16 protein-coding genes are annotated in these 16759 nt (G+C 70.1%); 7 read left to right on the top strand and 9 right to left on the bottom strand.

Going from position 1 to position 16759, the window contains the following annotated elements; all coding sequences use genetic code 11:
- Both CCN56_RS09680 and CCN56_RS09675 read left to right on the top strand, forming a co-directional pair.
- The coding region (locus CCN56_RS09680; protein WP_086825527.1) for a pyridoxal phosphate-dependent aminotransferase at window positions 1-1040 on the top strand (1040 nt) is incomplete at its 5' end.
- 147 nt (window positions 1041-1187) lie between these two features.
- Entirely contained in the window at window positions 1188-2351 is a 1164-nt protein-coding gene (locus CCN56_RS09675) for a glycosyltransferase family 39 protein (protein WP_086825525.1), read from the top strand.
- A gap of 23 nt (window positions 2352-2374) precedes the next feature.
- Here CCN56_RS09675 and CCN56_RS09670 read toward each other — a convergent pair whose 3' ends face one another.
- Together CCN56_RS09670 and clpB are read right to left on the bottom strand one after the other, a co-directional pair.
- A complete protein-coding gene (locus tag CCN56_RS09670) occupies window positions 2375-2911 on the bottom strand; it encodes a YbjN domain-containing protein (protein WP_086825523.1) in 537 nt (178 codons plus the stop codon).
- Between the two features lie 176 nt (window positions 2912-3087).
- The gene (clpB, locus tag CCN56_RS09665; RefSeq protein ID WP_086825522.1) at window positions 3088-5682 is read right to left on the bottom strand and encodes an ATP-dependent chaperone ClpB; all 2595 of its coding nucleotides are present in this window, start codon (window positions 5680-5682) and stop codon (window positions 3088-3090) included.
- Window positions 5683-5804: 122 nt separating this feature from the next.
- On the opposite strand from clpB, the gene CCN56_RS09660 reads away from it, so the two are divergent.
- Window positions 5805-6209: a pyridoxamine 5'-phosphate oxidase family protein gene (locus CCN56_RS09660; RefSeq protein WP_086825520.1), complete on the top strand. Its 405-nt coding sequence runs from the start codon at window positions 5805-5807 to the stop codon at window positions 6207-6209.
- Window positions 6210-6316: 107 nt separating this feature from the next.
- Here the strand turns inward: CCN56_RS09660 and CCN56_RS09655 are convergent, their stop codons facing one another.
- Window positions 6317-6637, bottom strand: coding sequence for a (2Fe-2S)-binding protein (locus CCN56_RS09655; protein ID WP_086825518.1), 321 nt, complete (start codon window positions 6635-6637; stop codon window positions 6317-6319).
- The gene (locus CCN56_RS09650; protein WP_086825516.1) at window positions 6634-6852 is read right to left on the bottom strand and encodes a hypothetical protein; all 219 of its coding nucleotides are present in this window, start codon (window positions 6850-6852) and stop codon (window positions 6634-6636) included. Before CCN56_RS09650 ends, CCN56_RS09655 begins: the two co-directional genes overlap by 4 nt.
- Window positions 6853-6979: 127 nt before the next feature.
- Between CCN56_RS09650 and CCN56_RS09645 the strand changes: the two genes are divergently transcribed.
- The gene (locus tag CCN56_RS09645) at window positions 6980-7963 is read left to right on the top strand and encodes a helix-turn-helix transcriptional regulator (RefSeq protein WP_179199769.1); all 984 of its coding nucleotides are present in this window, start codon (window positions 6980-6982) and stop codon (window positions 7961-7963) included.
- Window positions 7964-8044: 81 nt separating this feature from the next.
- Here the strand turns inward: CCN56_RS09645 and CCN56_RS09640 are convergent, their stop codons facing one another.
- Genes CCN56_RS09640 through dnaK form a run of 4 tightly spaced genes read right to left on the bottom strand, consistent with a single transcriptional unit; the run spans window position 8045 to window position 12163 of the window.
- Window positions 8045-8479, bottom strand: a complete 435-nt coding sequence (locus tag CCN56_RS09640) for a heat shock protein transcriptional repressor HspR (protein ID WP_086825514.1) — start codon at window positions 8477-8479, stop codon at window positions 8045-8047.
- A 4-nt stretch (window positions 8480-8483) separates the two neighbouring features.
- A complete protein-coding gene (dnaJ, locus tag CCN56_RS09635) occupies window positions 8484-9650 on the bottom strand; it encodes a molecular chaperone DnaJ (RefSeq protein WP_086825512.1) in 1167 nt (388 codons plus the stop codon).
- Between the two features lie 33 nt (window positions 9651-9683).
- Window positions 9684-10331, bottom strand: coding sequence for a nucleotide exchange factor GrpE (gene grpE, locus CCN56_RS09630; protein ID WP_086825510.1), 648 nt, complete (start codon window positions 10329-10331; stop codon window positions 9684-9686).
- Complete coding sequence (gene dnaK / locus CCN56_RS09625) at window positions 10328-12163, bottom strand: molecular chaperone DnaK (RefSeq protein ID WP_086825509.1); 1836 nt, start codon at window positions 12161-12163, stop codon at window positions 10328-10330. Before dnaK ends, grpE begins: the two co-directional genes overlap by 4 nt.
- A 227-nt stretch (window positions 12164-12390) precedes the next feature.
- Between dnaK and CCN56_RS09620 the strand changes: the two genes are divergently transcribed.
- Both CCN56_RS09620 and CCN56_RS09615 read left to right on the top strand, forming a co-directional pair.
- Window positions 12391-12870, top strand: coding sequence for a sugar transferase (locus CCN56_RS09620; RefSeq protein ID WP_086825507.1), 480 nt, complete (start codon window positions 12391-12393; stop codon window positions 12868-12870).
- Window positions 12871-12977: 107 nt separating this feature from the next.
- Entirely contained in the window at window positions 12978-15242 is a 2265-nt protein-coding gene (locus tag CCN56_RS09615) for a (Fe-S)-binding protein (protein ID WP_086825505.1), read from the top strand.
- Between the two features lie 66 nt (window positions 15243-15308).
- On the opposite strand, the gene CCN56_RS09610 is transcribed toward CCN56_RS09615, so the two are convergent.
- On the bottom strand, window positions 15309-15797 hold the full coding sequence (locus tag CCN56_RS09610) for a hypothetical protein (RefSeq protein ID WP_143664477.1): 489 nt from the start codon (window positions 15795-15797) through the stop codon (window positions 15309-15311).
- A gap of 91 nt (window positions 15798-15888) precedes the next feature.
- Between CCN56_RS09610 and CCN56_RS09605 the strand changes: the two genes are divergently transcribed.
- Window positions 15889-16728: a Yip1 family protein gene (locus CCN56_RS09605; RefSeq protein WP_086825529.1), complete on the top strand. Its 840-nt coding sequence runs from the start codon at window positions 15889-15891 to the stop codon at window positions 16726-16728.
- Window positions 16729-16759: the final 31 nt, after the last annotated feature.

Below are 16759 nucleotides of genomic sequence, written 5' to 3'. Positions count from 1 at the left end.
AGGAGATCCGGGAGGCGGCGGTCCGCGCCCTGCGGGACGGCCACGGCAACCAGTACCCGCCCGGCCCCGGCGTCCCCGAACTGCGGACGGCGATCGCCGACCACCAGCGCGAGCGGTACGGCCTCGCGTACGACCCCGACGCGGAGGTCCTCGTCACGGCCGGCGCCACCGAGGCGATCGCGGCGGCCCTGCTCGCCCTGGTCGAGCCGGGCGACGAGGTCATCGCCCTGGAGCCGTACTACGACTCGTACGCCGCCTGCATCGCGATGGCCGGCGGCACCCGCGTCCCCGTCACCCTCCGCCCCCACGAGGGCACCTACGTCCTCGACCTCGACGAGCTGCGGGCCGCGGTCACCGACCGGACCCGGCTCATCCTCCTGAACACCCCGCACAACCCCACCGGCACGGTCCTCACCCGCGCCGAGCTGACCACCGTCGCCGAGCTCGCGATCGAGCGGGACCTGCTCGTCGTCACGGACGAGGTGTACGAGCACCTGGTCTTCGACGACGCCGAGCACCTGCCGATCGCGAGCCTGCCCGGCATGCGGGAGCGCACGGTCACCATCGGCTCGGCCGGCAAGACGTTCTCGTTCACCGGCTGGAAGGTCGGCTGGATCACCGCGAGCCCCGAGCTGACGACCGCCGTCCGCTCGGCCAAGCAGTTCCTCACGTACGTCTCCTCGGGCCCCTTCCAGTACGCGATCGCCGAGGCCCTCCGCCTCCCGGCCGCCTACTTCGACACCCTCCGCGCCGATCTGCGCGCCAAGCGGGACCTGCTGAGCGACGGCCTCGCGCAGGCCGGCTTCGAGGTCTACCGTCCGGCCGGCACCTACTTCGTCACCACCGACATCCGCCCCCTCGGCGCGACCGACGGCTTCGCCTTCTGCCGCTCGCTGCCGGAACGCGCCGGTGTCGTCGCCATCCCCAACGCCGTCTTCTACGACCACCGCGAGGCCGGCGCACCCTTTGTCCGTTTCGCCTTCTGCAAGAGGACCGAGGTCCTGGAGGAGGCCGTCTCGCGCCTGAAGCGGCTGGGCTGAACCGCGCGGACGTTCACCCGGGTGGGGGTGCGTCCGCGCGCGCCCGCCGGGCGCCGGGCCGATCGTCGGGTAGACCGATTTACCGGGTAATGATCGGTTTCCCGCGCCCGGAGGTGCACCCTGTCCGCCGAGACCCTCGACCGCCCGGTGCCCCCGGCCCCGGTCCGGAGCGGCCCCCGGGACCGCCCGGCGCCCCGGAGCGCGCTGCGCCGGGCGGTGCCCGCGCTCGGGCTCTTCGCCGCCGCCCGGCTCACCGGTCTGCTCGTCCTCACCCTGTGGGCCCGGCACTCCGGCCGCTCGCCCCGGGCGCTCCTCGCGACCTCCTGGGACTCCGGGTGGTACGCCGGGATCGCCGCGCACGGCTACGGGCGCGTCCTCCACGGTGCGCACGGCATGGTCCTGGACGACCTGGCCTTCTTCCCGCTCTACCCGGCGCTCGTCCGGGCCGTGACCACCGTCCTCCCCGTCACCGGGGGCACCGCCGGGCTGCTGCTCTCGTGGACGGCCGCCGGGGCCGCCGCCTGGGGCGTCTACCTCGTCGGGGAGCGGCTGCGCGGACGCAGGACCGCCACCGTGCTCGTCCTCCTGTGGGGCCTGCTGCCGCACTCGGTCGTGCTGACCATGGCGTACACGGAGCCGGTGATGACCGCGTTCGCCGCCTGGGCGCTGTACGCCCTGCTCACCCGGCGCTGGCCGGCGGCGGCCGTCCTCGCGAGCCTCGCCGGGCTCACCCGGCCGAACGGGGTCGCGGTCGCCGCCGCCGTCCTGGCCGCCGTCGTGGGCGAGCTGTGGCGGACCCGCGGCCGGTCCGGGCCGCGGGTGTGGGCGGCGGGCCTGCTCGCGCCGGCGGGCTGGCTCTCGTACGTGCTCTGGGTCGGCGTCCGGAGAAACGATCCGCTCGGCGGCTACTTCGCCGTGCAGTCCGGCTGGACCTCCCGCTTCGACCTCGGCAGGGGCTCCCTCGTCTTCGTACGGGACATGCTCGGCGGCCCCACGCAGTTCGGGTTCGCGATGGCGCTGCTCATCACCGGCGCGGCGGTGCTGCTCTTCGCGCTGCTCGTGTGCGGGGAGCGGCCGCCGCTGCCCGTCCTCGCCTACACGGCGGTGCTCGTGGTCATCGCCGTCGGCGGCTCGGGCTTCTTCGAGTCGAAGCCGCGCTTCCTGCTGCCGGCCTTCCCGCTGCTGCTGCCGCTCGCGACGGCACTGACGAAAGCCCGGCCGAGGGCCGCGATCCTGGTGGTCGCGGCCCTGGCCGGGCTGTCGTGCTGCTACGGGGCGTACGCCCTGACGCTCGCGCGCATGGCGATCTGAGCCGTCAGGGGTACGGGGAGGGCTTACTCCTCCTCGTCGCCCGCGGCCTTCTCCTCGGGGGACTCCAGGCCGAACTGCTCGACGATCCACTTGTCGAACTCGATGGAGGCGCGGACCCAGCTGACCGTGGAGGACACGAAGTGCTCCAGGGCGACGCCGGTGCCGATCAGCATCTGCGCCTCGCCGATGAGGCGGAGGGTGGCGGAGCCGTCCTCCTCCTCGTGCAGGTGCGTGTACACCTTGGGCCACAGGGTGCGGCGGTTCCAGTCGTCGATCGCGTCGAGGATCTTCGTGCGGTCGTCGGCGGCGTGCGGGCGGTCGTAGAACGTCCGCACCGAGAAGACCTGCTGCTCGCCCTCGCCGCGGAACATGAAGTACGTGCGGAACTCCTCCCACGGCGCCGCGAGGTCACCCTCGTCGTCGACGACGTACTTGAGTTCCATCTGCTCGAGGAGCTGCTTGACGAGGTCCTGGTCGGGGACGACGGGGCCCGCCGGTCCTGCTGCCTGAGGCTGGGGCTGGCCCCCGAAATTCGGAATCGAGGACGGGTCGATGCTCACCGTTATTTCCCTTCGTACGGATGCTCGCCATCCTCCCCCATGCCGGGCGGTACGTGGCAAGCCCCGCCGTGTCGTAAACGGCGGGATCCGCTGCCGGCGGACACGATCTCGCGCACCTCGGCCGTACGAGGAGGTGGACGAGGGCGGCGGGACCGCCCTCGTCCACCTCATGTCCTTCAGCGTGTCGCCGCCCCGACGATCAGCCCGTCCTCGAAGCGGTCCACCCGGACCGTGTCGCCGTCCACGACCTCGCCCGCGAGGATCTCCTTGGCGAGCCGGTCGCCGATCGCCGTCTGGATCAGGCGGCGCAGCGGCCGGGCGCCGTACGCGGGGTCGTTGCCCTCCTCGGCGAGCCACTCCAGGGCCTGAGGGGTGACGTCCAGGGTGAGGCGCCGCTCAGCGAGGCGCTTCGCGAGCCGGTCGATCTGGAGCTGCGCGATCCGGCCCAGCTCGGTCCGGTCGAGCGCCGAGAAGACGACCAGGTCGTCGAGCCGGTTGAGGAACTCGGGCTTGAAGCTCGCCCGCACGACCTCCAGGACCTGCTGCTTCTTCACGTCCTCCGGGGTCAGCGGCTCGACGAGGTACTGGCTGCCCAGGTTCGACGTGAGGATCAGGATCGTGTTGCGGAAGTCGACCGTGCGGCCCTGGCCGTCCGTGAGGCGGCCGTCGTCGAGGACCTGGAGCAGGACGTCGAAGACCTCCGGGTGCGCCTTCTCCACCTCGTCGAGCAGGACCACGCTGTACGGGCGGCGGCGGACCGCCTCCGTGAGCTGGCCGCCCTCCTCGTAGCCGACGTAGCCGGGGGGCGCGCCGACCAGACGGGCGACGGAGTGCTTCTCGCCGTACTCCGACATGTCGATGCGGACCATGGCCCGCTCGTCGTCGAAGAGGAAGTCCGCGAGCGCCTTCGCCAGCTCGGTCTTGCCGACGCCGGTCGGGCCGAGGAAGAGGAAGGAGCCGGTGGGCCGGTCGGGGTCGGCGATCCCGGCGCGGGTGCGGCGCACCGCGTCGGAGACGGCCTGCACGGCCTCGGACTGGCCGATGAGGCGCTTGCCGAGCTCGCCCTCCATGCGGAGCAGCTTCTGCGTCTCGCCCTCCAGGAGGCGTCCGGCGGGGATGCCGGTCCAGGAGCCGACCACGTCCGCGATGTCGTCGGGGCCGACCTCCTCCTTGACCATGGTGTCCTTCGAGGCCTCCTGCTGGGCTTCCGCCTCGGTGGCGGCCTCCAGCTCCCGCTCCAGGCCGGGGATCTCCCCGTACAGCAGCTTGGAGGCGGTGTCGAAGTCGCCGTCGCGCTGGGCGCGCTCGGCGCGGCCGCGGGTCTCGTCGAGGCGCTCCTTCAGCTCGCCGACCCGGTTGAGGGACTGCTTCTCCTTCTCCCATCGGGCGGTGAGGCCGCGCAGCTCCTCCTCGCGGTCGGCGAGGTCGCGCCGCAGCTTCTCCAGGCGCTGCTTGCTCGCCGCGTCCGTCTCGTTCTTCAGGGCCAGCTCCTCCATGCGGAGCCGGTCCACGGAGCGCTGGAGCTCGTCGATCTCGACGGGCGAGGAGTCGATCTCCATGCGGAGCCGGGAGGCGGCCTCGTCGACGAGGTCGATGGCCTTGTCGGGGAGGAAGCGGGAGGTGATGTACCGGTCGGAGAGGGTCGCGGCGGCCACCAGGGCGGAGTCGTTGATCTGCACCTTGTGGTGGGCCTCGTACCGGCCCTTGAGGCCGCGGAGGATCGCGATGGTGTCCTCGACGGTCGGCTCGGCGACCAGGACCTGCTGGAAGCGGCGCTCCAGGGCGGGGTCCTTCTCGATCCGCTCGCGGTACTCGTCGAGGGTGGTCGCGCCGACCATCCGCAGCTCGCCGCGGGCCAGCATCGGCTTGAGCATGTTGCCGGCGTCCATGGCGGAGTCGCCGCCGGCGCCCGCGCCGACGACCGTGTGCAGCTCGTCGATGAAGGTGATGATCTGGCCGTCGCTCTCCTTGATCTCGGAGAGGACGGTCTTCAGGCGCTCCTCGAACTCGCCGCGGTACTTCGCGCCGGCGACCATCGCGCCGAGGTCGAGCGAGACCAGCCGCTTGTTCTTCAGGGACTCGGGGACGTCGCCCTTCACGATCCGCTGGGCGAGGCCCTCGACGACGGCGGTCTTGCCGACGCCGGGCTCGCCGATGAGGACCGGGTTGTTCTTGGTGCGGCGGGACAGCACCTGGACGACGCGCCGGATCTCGTGGTCGCGGCCGATGACCGGGTCCAGCTTGCCCTCGCGCGCGGCGGCGGTGAAGTCCGTGCCGAACTTCTCCAGCGCCTTGTACTGCCCCTCCGGGTCGGGTGTGGTCACCCGGCGTCCTCCCCTGCTCTTCTCGAACGCGTCGAGCAGCTTCGATGCGCTCGCGCCCTGCCCGTCGAGGATCTCACCGGCCCGGCCGCCCTTGGCGGCGATGCCGATGAGGAGGTGCTCGGTGGACAGGTAGTCGTCGCCGAGCTCCTTGGCCCGCTGGTCGGCGTCGGCGAGGACGGCGAGGAACTCGCGGTTGGGCTGCGGCGGCGCGACCGTGGACCCCGTGATGCTCGGCAGGGAGGCGAGCAGTCGATCCGCGCCGGCCCGGACGACGGCCTGGTCGGCGTCGGCGGCGGCGAGCAGGTCGATGACGTTCTCGTTGTCCTGACCCGTCAGCAGCGCGAGCAGCAGGTGGGCGGGGGTCAGGTCGGCGTGCCCCTCGGACACGGCGCGGCTGCTCGCCGCGTTGATCGCGTCCCGGCTCCGGTTGGTCAGTTCGGCGTCCACGTGCGGTGCTCCTCCTGGATTCTCGTGGGTCCTCTCCTTCTATGACTTCTCCAGGGTACACAAAGTTGAGTCGATCCCGCTCAAGGTATCGGAGGGAGCACGGCCCGGGTAGTTTTCCGGGCATGGCCACAGACCCGAGGAACCCCTCCGACTCGTACCTCAGCTTCTGGCGCGAGTACCACATGTGCACCCTGACCACCCCGCGCCCGGACGGCACCCCGCACGTCGTCGCGGTCGGCGTCACGTACGACCCCGAGGGCGGGTACGCGCGCGTGATCACCAACAAGAACAGCCGGAAGGTCGCCAACGTCCTGGCGGCGGGCGCGGACGGCGCGCGGGTCGCGGTCTGCCAGGTCGACAAGGGGCGCTGGGCCACCCTGGAGGGCGTCGCCCACATCCGTACGGAGGCGGAGACGGTCGCGGACGCCGTCGCCCGCTACGCCGAGCGCTACGGCCGCACGCCGACGGAGAACCCGGACCGGGTCGTCATCGAGATCGCCCTCACCCGGGCGATGGGCCGCGCGTAGCGGCGGCGGACACGGAAAAGCACAGCGGCGCCATCGCGTTTCAGGTCCGCGATGGCGCCGCTGTGTGGGGGAAGTGCCGGAGCGATCTACAACGACGGGGGAATCGCTCAGGCACTGCGGGGGGTGGCGGTGATGGCCTCCGGTTCGATCAGCTGGTGGTCCCGCTGGTCGAGGTTGACGAAGATCATGCCGTACCGGATGGCACAGCGGATGGGCTGCGGAGCGCCGCGGGGACGGCGCAGACAGCGGTACGCGCGGACGTCTTCGTCCTGTTCGCGGGCGACGACGATCGGCTCTCCGAAGAGCGTGACCTTCAGCGAGTCGCCACGGTGGGGGATGGCCGTGGCGAGATCGACGAAGTGCCAACCGGAGCGATAGGCCGAGGCCATCTCCCGACGGAACCTGGGGTCATCGGGCGGGAAGCTCACGCGTCCGCGCCCTTGGGAAGGATCTCCCAAGAGGGCTCGCCGGGCGAGGCGAGCACATCGTGCGCCGGAGTGGTCTCCCACGAGGGCTCGCCCGGCTCCGCCACTACGGAGTGCGCCGGGGTGGTCTCCCATGAGGGTTCGCCGTTGAGCGCGAGCCCGCCGAGAACAGCCGCCGCAACGGCTATGGCGCTGAGTGCACGAACCATCCTGGTCATGGCCGATCTCCACCTCTTTTAATCACAACCTCCCCCCCGCGAGTTAGACGATGGCTTACTCATGACCCGTCCACCAGCCAACCCGGGCATCATGTTCCTGTAATTCAGGACCCTGAGGGGGGTGCAAATGCGTCTGGAATGTGATGGATCGGGCCATAACCACAGTCACGGTGAACTATGCGACGTGGGCAAGGAGCTGTACGCGAACGCACTCCGCACGGGTCGAATCGCCCGCTCCGACGCCGCGGCCGCCCCTTGCCTGAGGGAGCTCTCGCTCCTCCACCCGGACCCCGACGACAACCAGTGGCTGCACCCGGTGTCGCCCTCGATCGCCCTCAACCAGCTCATCCACCCCATCGAACTGGAGATCCAGGCGCGTCGGCAGCACGCCATCGCGCTCGCCGACGCGTTCGAGCCATTCCTGGCCATCCACACCCCCGACCCCTCGGCCGCGCAGGCGATCACCGTCCTCGAAGGCCTCAGCATCATCAACGCGACGCTGGACCGGGTCATCAACGAGTGCACCGAGGAACTCCTCACCATCCAGCCCGGCAGCGGACGCCGCCCCGAGACGCTGGAAGCGGCCCTGCGGCGCATGGAACCCCTGCTCGACCGCGGCGTCCGGATGCGCACGCTCTACCAGCACACCGCCCGGCACCACCCCGCCACCCTCGCCTACGTCGAACGCGTCGCGCCCTACGGCCTCGAACTGCGCACCCTCGAAGAGATCATCGACCGGCTGATCATCGTCGACCGCAAGGTCGCCTTCGTGCCGGCGCGCAGCGACCGCCAGGTCGCCCTCGAACTCCGCCACGAAGGCCTCGTCCAGTACCTCGTCGGCGTCTTCGACCAGTTCTGGCTCCACGGCGTGCCCTGGGAGGAGGAGATCCCGTACAGCCCGTCCGTGGACGGCATCGGCGGCGTCCAGCGCTCCATCGCCAAGCTCCTCGTCGAGGGCCACGTCGACGAGGCCATCGCCCGCCGGCTCGGGATGAACGTGCGGACCTGCCGGGCGCACATCGCCAAGCTCGCCGCCGCCCTCGGCAGCGGGAGCCGGGCGCAGCTCGGCTATCTGATCGCCCAGTCCGGGATCCTCGAACGGGACAGCTGAGGAAACGGCAGAGGCCCCTTCCACCGACGGTGGAAGGGGCCTCATGGCTCTGTACGGCTCTGTACGGCTCTGTACGAGGAGCTACTCGCCGCGCTTCGGGCGCCACACCACGAGCGCGCTCGCCTGCTGCACGTCGGTGTACGGCACCAGGTCCCGGCGGTACGAGGCGTGCACCTGGGCCTCGCGCTGGCGCAGCGTCGCCGCCGCGCCCTCGACCGCCGCCGACAGCTCGGACACCCGTGCCTGGAGCGCCGCGACCTGGTTCTCCAGTTCGATGATCCGCTTGATCCCGGCCAGGTTGATGCCCTCGTCCTGCGACAGCTGCTGCACCTGGCGGAGCAGCTCGATGTCACGGGCCGAGTAGCGGCGGCCCCGTCCGGCCGTGCGGTCCGGGGAGACCAGGCCGAGGCGGTCGTACTGACGCAGGGTCTGCGGGTGCAGACCGGAGAGCTGTGCCGCCACCGAGATGACGTACACGGGCGACTCGTCGGTCAGTTCGTACGGATTGCGTCTCACCGGGTCACGCTCCCTTCGCGGCCTGGAACAGCTCGGCCCGCGGGTCCTCGGAGGCGGTCGCCTCGCGGAAGGTCTCCAGGGCCTCGCGCGCCTTGTCGTCCAGCTCCTTCGGCACCGCCACCTCGACCGTCACGAGGAGGTCGCCGCGCGTGCCGTCCTTGCGGATCGCGCCCTTGCCCCGGGCGCGCATGGTCCGGCCGTTCGGGGTGCCCGCGGGCAGCTTGAGGGTGACCGCGGGGCCGCCGAGGGTCGGCACCTTGATCTCGCCGCCGAGCGCCGCCTCCGTGAAGGAGACCGGCACCGTGACGGTGAGGTTGTCGTCCCTGCGGCCGAAGACCGGGTGCTCGTCGACGTGCACGACGACGTACAGGTCGCCGTTCTGCCCGCCGCGCTCGCCCGGCGCTCCCTTGCCGCGGAGACGGATCTTCTGGTTGTCGCTGACGCCCGCCGGGATGCGGACCTGCATGGTGCGGGAGGACTTGGCCCGCCCGCTGCCCTTGCAGACCTCGCAGGGGTTCTCGGCGATGAGGCCGCGGCCCTTGCAGTCCACGCAGGGGTCGGTCAGCGAGAAGGAGCCGCTGCCGCCGCGCGAGACCTGCCCGGTGCCGACGCAGGTCGGGCACACCCGGGGGGTGCCGTTCTTGTCGCCGGTGCCCGAGCACGCCGTGCACGGCTGCTGGCTGGACATCCGCAGCGGTACGGTCGCGCCCTCGATGGCCTCGGTGAAGCTGAGCGTCACCTCGGACTCGATGTCCTGGCCGCGCCGCGGCTGGGTGCGGGTGGCGCCCCCGCCGCGGTTGAACAGGCCGCCGAAGACGTCCCCGATCCCGCCGCCGCCGAAGCCGCCGGCCCCGCCCTGGGCGCCTCCGAAGAGGTCGCCCAGGTCGAAGTTGAACGAGCCGCCGCCGGGGCCGCCGGCCCTGAAGCCGCCGTTCCCGAAGAGGGCGCGGGCGTCGTCGTACTCCTTGCGCTTCTTGGGGTCGCCGAGGACGTCGTTCGCCTCGGAGATCTCCTTGAAGCGCGACTCGGCGCTCGCGTCACCCTTGTTGGCGTCCGGATGGTTCTCGCGGGCGAGCTTCCGGTACGCCTTCTTGATCTCGGCCTCGGTGGCGTCCTTGGGGACGCCGAGAACCTTGTAGTAGTCCTTCTCGACGAAGTCCTTCGTGCTCATCGACGTCCCTCCTCCCGCGCACGGGTACGGCTGTTACTCGCTGTCCTTCTCGGACTTGTCGGACTTGTTGGGGTCCTCCGAGTCCTCGGCCTTGCCCTGCGCCCCGGGCTGGGGCTCGGCGACGGCCACGCGGGCGGGCCGGATGGTCCGCTCGCCGATCCGGTACCCCGGCTGCAGGATCGCCACGCAGGTCGTCTCGGTGACGTCCGGCGCGTACGAGTGCATCAGGGCCTCGTGGATCGTCGGGTCGAAGGGCTCGCCCTCCTTGCCGAACTGCTGCAGACCCATCTTGGCGACGACGGTCTCCAGCGATTCGGCCACCGACTTGAACCCGCCCACGAGCTCGCCGTGGTCCCGGGCCCGGCCGACGTCGTCGAGGACGGGCAGGAGCTCGGACAGGAGGCTCGCGACGGCGATCTCCTTGACCGTGACCCGGTCCCGCTCCACGCGGCGGCGGTAGTTCTGGTACTCGGCCTGGAGCCGCTGGAGGTCGCCCGTGCGCTCGGTGAGCGCGGTACGGGCCTGGTCCAGCTGCGCCAGCAGGGCTACGTCCGTAGCGTCCCCGGCCGGGGCCGTCGAGTCCTCCTCGGTGGAGTTCTCGACGGTCTCGGCGGCGTCGTCAGGGGTGGCGCCGGAGGGGACGTCGGGCTTCTCCTCGAAGCCCGGGGTCTCCTCGGTCACGCCTGGCCGCCCTTCTCGTCGTCGACGATCTCGGCGTCGACGACGTCGTCGTCGGCCTTCGGGGCCTGACCGGCGTCGCCGCCGGCGGCCTGGGCGGCCTGGGCGTCGGCGTACAGCGCCTGGCCGAGCTTCTGCGAGACGGCCGCGACCTTCTCGGTGGCGGTGCGGATCTCGGCGGTGTCCTCGCCCTTGAGCTTCTCCTTCAGCTCGACGAGCGCGGCCTCGACCTCGGCCTTGACGTCACCGGGGACCTTGTCCTCGTTGTCCTTGAGGAACTTCTCGGTCTGGTAGACGAGCTGCTCGCCCTGGTTGCGGGACTCGGCGGCCTCGCGGCGGCGGTGGTCCTCCTCCGCGTACTGCTCGGCCTCCTGGCGCATCCGGTCGACCTCGTCCTTCGGCAGCGAGGAGCCGCCGGTGACGGTCATCTTCTGCTCCTTGCCCGTGCCCAGGTCCTTCGCGGTCACGTGCATGATGCCGTTGGCGTCGATGTCGAAGGCGACCTCGATCTGCGGGACGCCACGCGGGGCCGGCGGCAGACCGGTCAGCTCGAACATGCCGAGCTTCTTGTTGTACGCCGCGATCTCGCGCTCGCCCTGGTAGACCTGGATCTGCACGGACGGCTGGTTGTCCTCGGCCGTCGTGAAGATCTCGGACCGCTTGGTCGGGATCGTGGTGTTGCGCTCGATGAGCTTGGTCATGATGCCGCCCTTGGTCTCGATGCCGAGGGACAGCGGGGTCACGTCGAGGAGCAGGACGTCCTTGACCTCACCCTTGAGGACACCGGCCTGGAGCGCGGCGCCGATGGCGACGACCTCGTCCGGGTTGACGCCCTTGTTGGCCTCCTGGCCACCGGTCAGCTCCTTGACGAGCTCGGCGACGGCCGGCATGCGGGTCGAGCCACCGACGAGAACGACGTGGTCGATCTCGGAGAGGTTGATGCCCGCGTCCTTGATGACGTTGTGGAACGGCACCTTGCAGCGCTCGAGCAGGTCCGAGGTGAGCTGCTGGAACTGGGCGCGCGTGAGCTTCTCGTCCAGGTGCAGCGGGCCCTCGGCGGAGGCCGTGATGTACGGCAGGTTGATGGAGGTCTCGGTCGAGGACGAGAGCTCGATCTTCGCCTTCTCCGCGGCCTCGCGGAGACGCTGGAGAGCCATCTTGTCCTTGGCCAGGTCCACGCCGTGACCGTTCTGGAACTGCGTCACCAGGTAGTCGACGACGCGCTGGTCCCAGTCGTCACCACCGAGGTGGTTGTCGCCGTTGGTGGCCTTGACCTCGACGACGCCGTCGCCGATCTCCAGGAGGGACACGTCGAAGGTGCCGCCACCGAGGTCGAAGACGAGGATCGTCTGGTCGTCCTTGTCGAGGCCGTAGGCCAGGGCGGCCGCGGTCGGCTCGTTGACGATGCGCAGGACGTTGAGGCCCGCGATCTCACCGGCCTCCTTGGTGGCCTGACGCTCGGAGTCGTTGAAGTACGCCGGAACGGTGATGACCGCGTCGACGACCTTCTCGCCCAGGTACGCCTCGGCGTCGCGCTTGAGCTTCTGCAGGATGAAGGCGCTCATCTGCTGCGGGTTGAAGCTCTTGCCGTCGATGTCGATCTTCCAGTCGGTGCCCATGTGGCGCTTGACCGACCGGATGGTCCTGTCGACGTTGGTGACGGCCTGACGCTTGGCCACCTCGCCGACGAGCACCTCGCCGTTCTTCGCGAAGGCGACGACGGACGGCGTGGTCCTGGCGCCCTCGGCGTTGGTGATGACGGTGGGCTCGCCGCCTTCCAGAACGCTGACGACGGAGTTAGTCGTGCCCAGGTCGATGCCGACCGCACGTGCCATTTCGATTCCTCCAGCTGACTGACTTGAGTGGAACTGACTCAAGGATGCATGAGGAAGCGCATCACGTCAACAGACCTGAGCGTAGGCGACTCAACTCTTCGTCGGTCGATCCGCTCAAAGGGCGCGCCGATCCCCCGTTTGACCTGGTTCGCATGAAAGGGTCCGGACATAGTCAGGACATATCCCGCATCCCCTGTCCCAGGATCACCGCCGAAGGGTGTGAGCGCATGACGGCGAAGCGCGCGTTCGACGTGGCGGGCGGGCTCGTCCTGCTCCTCGCGCTCTCGCCCCTGATCGCCTGGACCGCCCTCTCCGTCACCCTCGGCGGCAGCGGCGCGGTGCTGCGCCGCCGGACGGTGGCCGGCCTGGAGGGGCGACCCTTCACGATGCTGACCTTCCGCACGAAGGGCCCGCTGGCCGCGCTGCCGCTGCTGCTGCACGTGGTCACGGGCCGGATGTCGCTCGTCGGACCGTGCCCGCTGGCCCCGACCCACCGCGAGTGCGCGGGCGAGGGCCGCCGCCGTCTCTCCGTACGTCCGGGCCTGACCGGGCCGTGGCAGATCAGCGGCCGCTCGGAGCTGCCGTGGGAGGAGCGCGAACTGCTCGATCTCCACTATGTGGACCACCACTGGCTGGGGATGGATCTGCTGATCCTGGCGCGTACGCTTCCAGCAGTACGCAGACGTCGCACGGCAAGGTTTGCCTGAGCGACACATATCACCGCGAGCGCCGCTACAGCGCGGCGCCGTGACCGGGTAATCTCAGCAGGAACTCAATAAGTTACCGCTTAGTAGGCCCGCCCGAGGAGCCCGTCATGCAACTCGCCGCGATCATCGTGTCGATCGCCATCACGGTGGTGGCCGTCGCGCTGTTCGGCCGCGCCACCGTGCAGATCTACCGCTTCGTGCGGCTCGGTCAGCCGGTCCCCGCCGGCACGCGCACCGGTGACCCCAAGCAGCGCACCATCACGCTGGTCAAGGAGTTCCTCGGCCACACGCGCATGAACCGCTGGGGCATCGTCGGCTTCGCACACTGGTTCGTGGCGGTGGGCTTCTTCTCGCTGCTCCTCACCATCGTGAACGCCTTCGGCCAGCTCTTCCAGGCCGACTGGCTGATCCCGATCATCGGTGACTGGCTGCCGTACGAGATCTTCACCGAGTTCCTCGGCCTCATGACGGTCCTCGGCATCGTGACGCTCATCGTCATCCGCCAGCTGAGCAAGCCGACCAAGGCGGGCCGCAAGTCCCGCTTCGCCGGATCCAAGACCGGCCAGGCGTACTTCGTCGAGGCCGTCATCCTGATCGTCGGCGTCTGCATCATGACGCTCCGCGCCCTCGAAGGCGTCCAGCACGACGTGACCAGCTGGGAGCCGGGCTTCTTCGCCTCGTACCCGCTGATCACGCTGCTCGACGGACTGGACCTGAGCACGATCCAGTACCTCACCTACTTCTTCGCGTGCCTCAAGATCGTCACGTCCTTCACCTGGATGATCACGGTCTCCCTCAACACCAACATGGGTGTCGCCTGGCACCGCTTCCTCGGCTTCCCGAACATCTGGTTCAAGCGCAACGCCGACGGCTCCACCGCCCTGGGCGCGCTCCAGCCGATGACCACGGCCGGCAAGGAGATCGACTGGGAGGACCCGGCCGAGGACGCCGTCTTCGGCGTCTCCCAGGTCGAGCAGTTCTCCTGGAAGGGCATCCTCGACTTCTCCACCTGCACCGAGTGCGGCCGCTGCCAGTCGCAGTGCCCCGCCTGGAACACGGGCAAGCCGCTCTCCCCCAAGCTCCTGATCATGTCCCTCCGGGACCACGCCCACGCCAAGGCGCCGTACCTGCTCGCGGGCGGCGGCAAGGACATGGAGGGCAACGAGAAGGCCACGGAGGAGCAGCTCAAGGACGTCCCCGCGTCGGCCCTCGCCGAGGCCGAGCGCCCCCTCATCGGCACCGCCGAGGAGAACGGCGTCATCGACCCGGACGTCCTGTGGTCCTGCACCACCTGCGGCGCCTGCGTCGAGCAGTGCCCGGTCGACATCGAGCACATCGACCACATCGTCGACATGCGCCGCTACCAGGTGATGATCGAGTCCGCGTTCCCGTCCGAGGCGGGCACGATGCTCAAGAACCTGGAGAAGAAGGGCAACCCCTGGGGCCTGGCGAAGAAGCAGCGCGTCGAGTGGACCAAGGAGGTCGACTTCGAGGTCCCGATCGTCGGCAAGGACGTCGAGGACCTCACCGAGGTCGACTACCTCTACTGGGTCGGCTGCGCGGGTGCCCTCGAGGACCGCGCCAAGAAGACGACGAAGGCCTTCGCCGAACTCCTCCACATCGCGGGCGTCAAGTTCGCGATCATGGGCGGCGAGGAGAAGTGCACCGGTGACTCCCCGCGCCGCCTGGGCAACGAGCCGCTCTTCCAGCAGCTCGGCGCCGAGAACGTCGCGATGCTGAACATGGCGTTCGGCGAGGACGACGAGGACGAGTCGACGAAGAAGCCGAAGTCGGCCAAGAAGATCGTCTCGACCTGCCCGCACTGCTTCAACACCATCGCCAACGAGTACCCGCAGCTCGGCGGCGAGTACGAGGTCATCCACCACACCCAGCTGCTCCAGCACCTCATCGACGAGGGCAAGCTGATCCCGGTGACCCCGGTCGAGGGCCTCATCACCTACCACGACCCCTGCTACCTGGGCCGGCACAACAAGGTCTACACGCCGCCGCGCGAGATCATGTCCGCCGTCCCCGGCCTGCGCCAGCAGGAGATGCACCGCCACAAGGAGCGCGGCTTCTGCTGCGGCGCCGGTGGTGCCCGGATGTGGATGGAGGAGCGGATCGGCAAGCGCATCAACAACGAGCGCGTCGACGAGGCCCTGTCCCTCAACCCGGACATCGTCTCCACCGCCTGCCCCTTCTGCCTCGTCATGCTGACCGACTCGGTCAACGGCAAGAAGAACGAGGGCAAGGCCAAGGAGTCCGTCACGGTCGTGGACGTGGCCCAGCTGCTCCTGGACTCGGTGAAGACCCCGGTCGACCCGGAGCCGGAGCCGACCGCGGAGGAGCCGGAGCCGGAGCCCGCCGCGTGAGGTCGCGCACGTGAGTACGTGACGGAGGGCCGCCCCGCGTGAAGACGCGGGGCGGCCCTCTTTCCTTCATCGGCCCACGAGGGTGCCGTGGAGGTCATAGATCCAGCTCTTGCCGCCGGGGACGGAGAGCTTGACGCAGGGCCGCCCGTCCTTGCCGGTGAAGAAGGTGGCGGTGTGCCCGCCGGGCAGCCTGACGACCTTGGTGGACGGCTTGGGCGCGGGCTTGGGCGCGGGCTTGGGCTTGGGCGCGGGGGCGGGGGCCTTGTCCAGCCAGGAGGAGACGGTCCCGTCGGGCCGGAGGACGACGTGAAGCCCGTTGTTCTCCCCGTACACAGGCTTGCCGTCACCGCTGACGAGGGTGTCGATCAGGGACCCGCCGGCGTGGATCTCGGCGGAGAAGCGGCCGGGCCCGTCCTGGTAGACCTTGGCGAGGGACCCGTCGGCGAGATCGACGTTCCGCCAGAAGACGGCCTGGTCGCTAGCTACGAGTACGACATTGAGGCGATACGCCGGTTTTGTAACACCCTTCCGGCACCTCCCCCACGACCACGTCACGAGCCACCCCACCCCTGGGGGATGTCACAGCTCAGTGGCAAGGACCGGCCTGGGGAGCGCCCGCACGGCGGAAGCGGGTACGTTCGACGACGTGGCTGGATTCAGGAACGGACGCGGCAGGGACAACCGCCCCCCGCAACAACAACCGCAGCAGGCGCCGTACGGGTACAACGCGGCCCCGCCGCCGCACCCGCAGCAGCAGTGGCAGCAGCCGCCGCAGGGGCATCAGCAGCAGGCATACGGGGAGCCGGAGTACTTCGGCGACCCCTACGGCCGGCAGGGGCGCCAGCAGCACGCGGCGGCGGCGAACAACCCGGGCCACACCCAGATGTTCAGCGTCGACGACCCGTACGCCCAGGGCGGACCGGCGCCCGCCCCCGTGCCGACGGGCCCCCGGCTCCCCTGGAAGCAGCTCCTGGGCGGCATCGTGCTGCGCCCGGCGGACACGTTCCTGCAGATGCGGGACTACGCGGTCTGGGGCCCGGCGCTGATCGTCACGTTCCTCTACGGGCTCCTCGCGATCTTCGGCTTCGAGAAGGCCCGCGAGGAGGCGCTCAACGCGACGATCTCCAGCACGATCCCGTACGTCCTGATGACCGCCCTCGGCTTCGTGCTCGGCGGCCTGATCCTGGGCGCGGTCACCCACACGCTCGCGCGGCAGCTGGGCGGCGACGGGTCCTGGCAGCCCACGGTCGGCCTGTCGATGCTGATCATGTCGCTCACGGACGCGCCGCGCCTGGTCTTCGCGCTCTTCCTGGGCGGCGAGAACGGCCTGGTGCAGGTCCTCGGCTGGGCGACCTGGCTGGCGGCGGGCGCGCTGTTCACGGTGATGGTGAGCCGCTCGCACGACCTGCCGTGGCCGAAGGCGCTGGGAGCGTCGGCGATCCAGCTGGTGGCGCTGCTGAGCCTGATCAAGCTGGGAACGCTGTAGAGGTTCGCGTACGGACGTGAGAAAGGCCCCC

It is taken from the genome of Streptomyces sp. NRRL B-24572 (assembly GCF_002156145.1).
GTDB classification, from domain to species: Bacteria; Actinomycetota; Actinomycetes; order Streptomycetales; family Streptomycetaceae; genus Streptomyces; species Streptomyces vietnamensis.
This window is presented reverse-complemented; position numbering and strand designations above follow the sequence as displayed.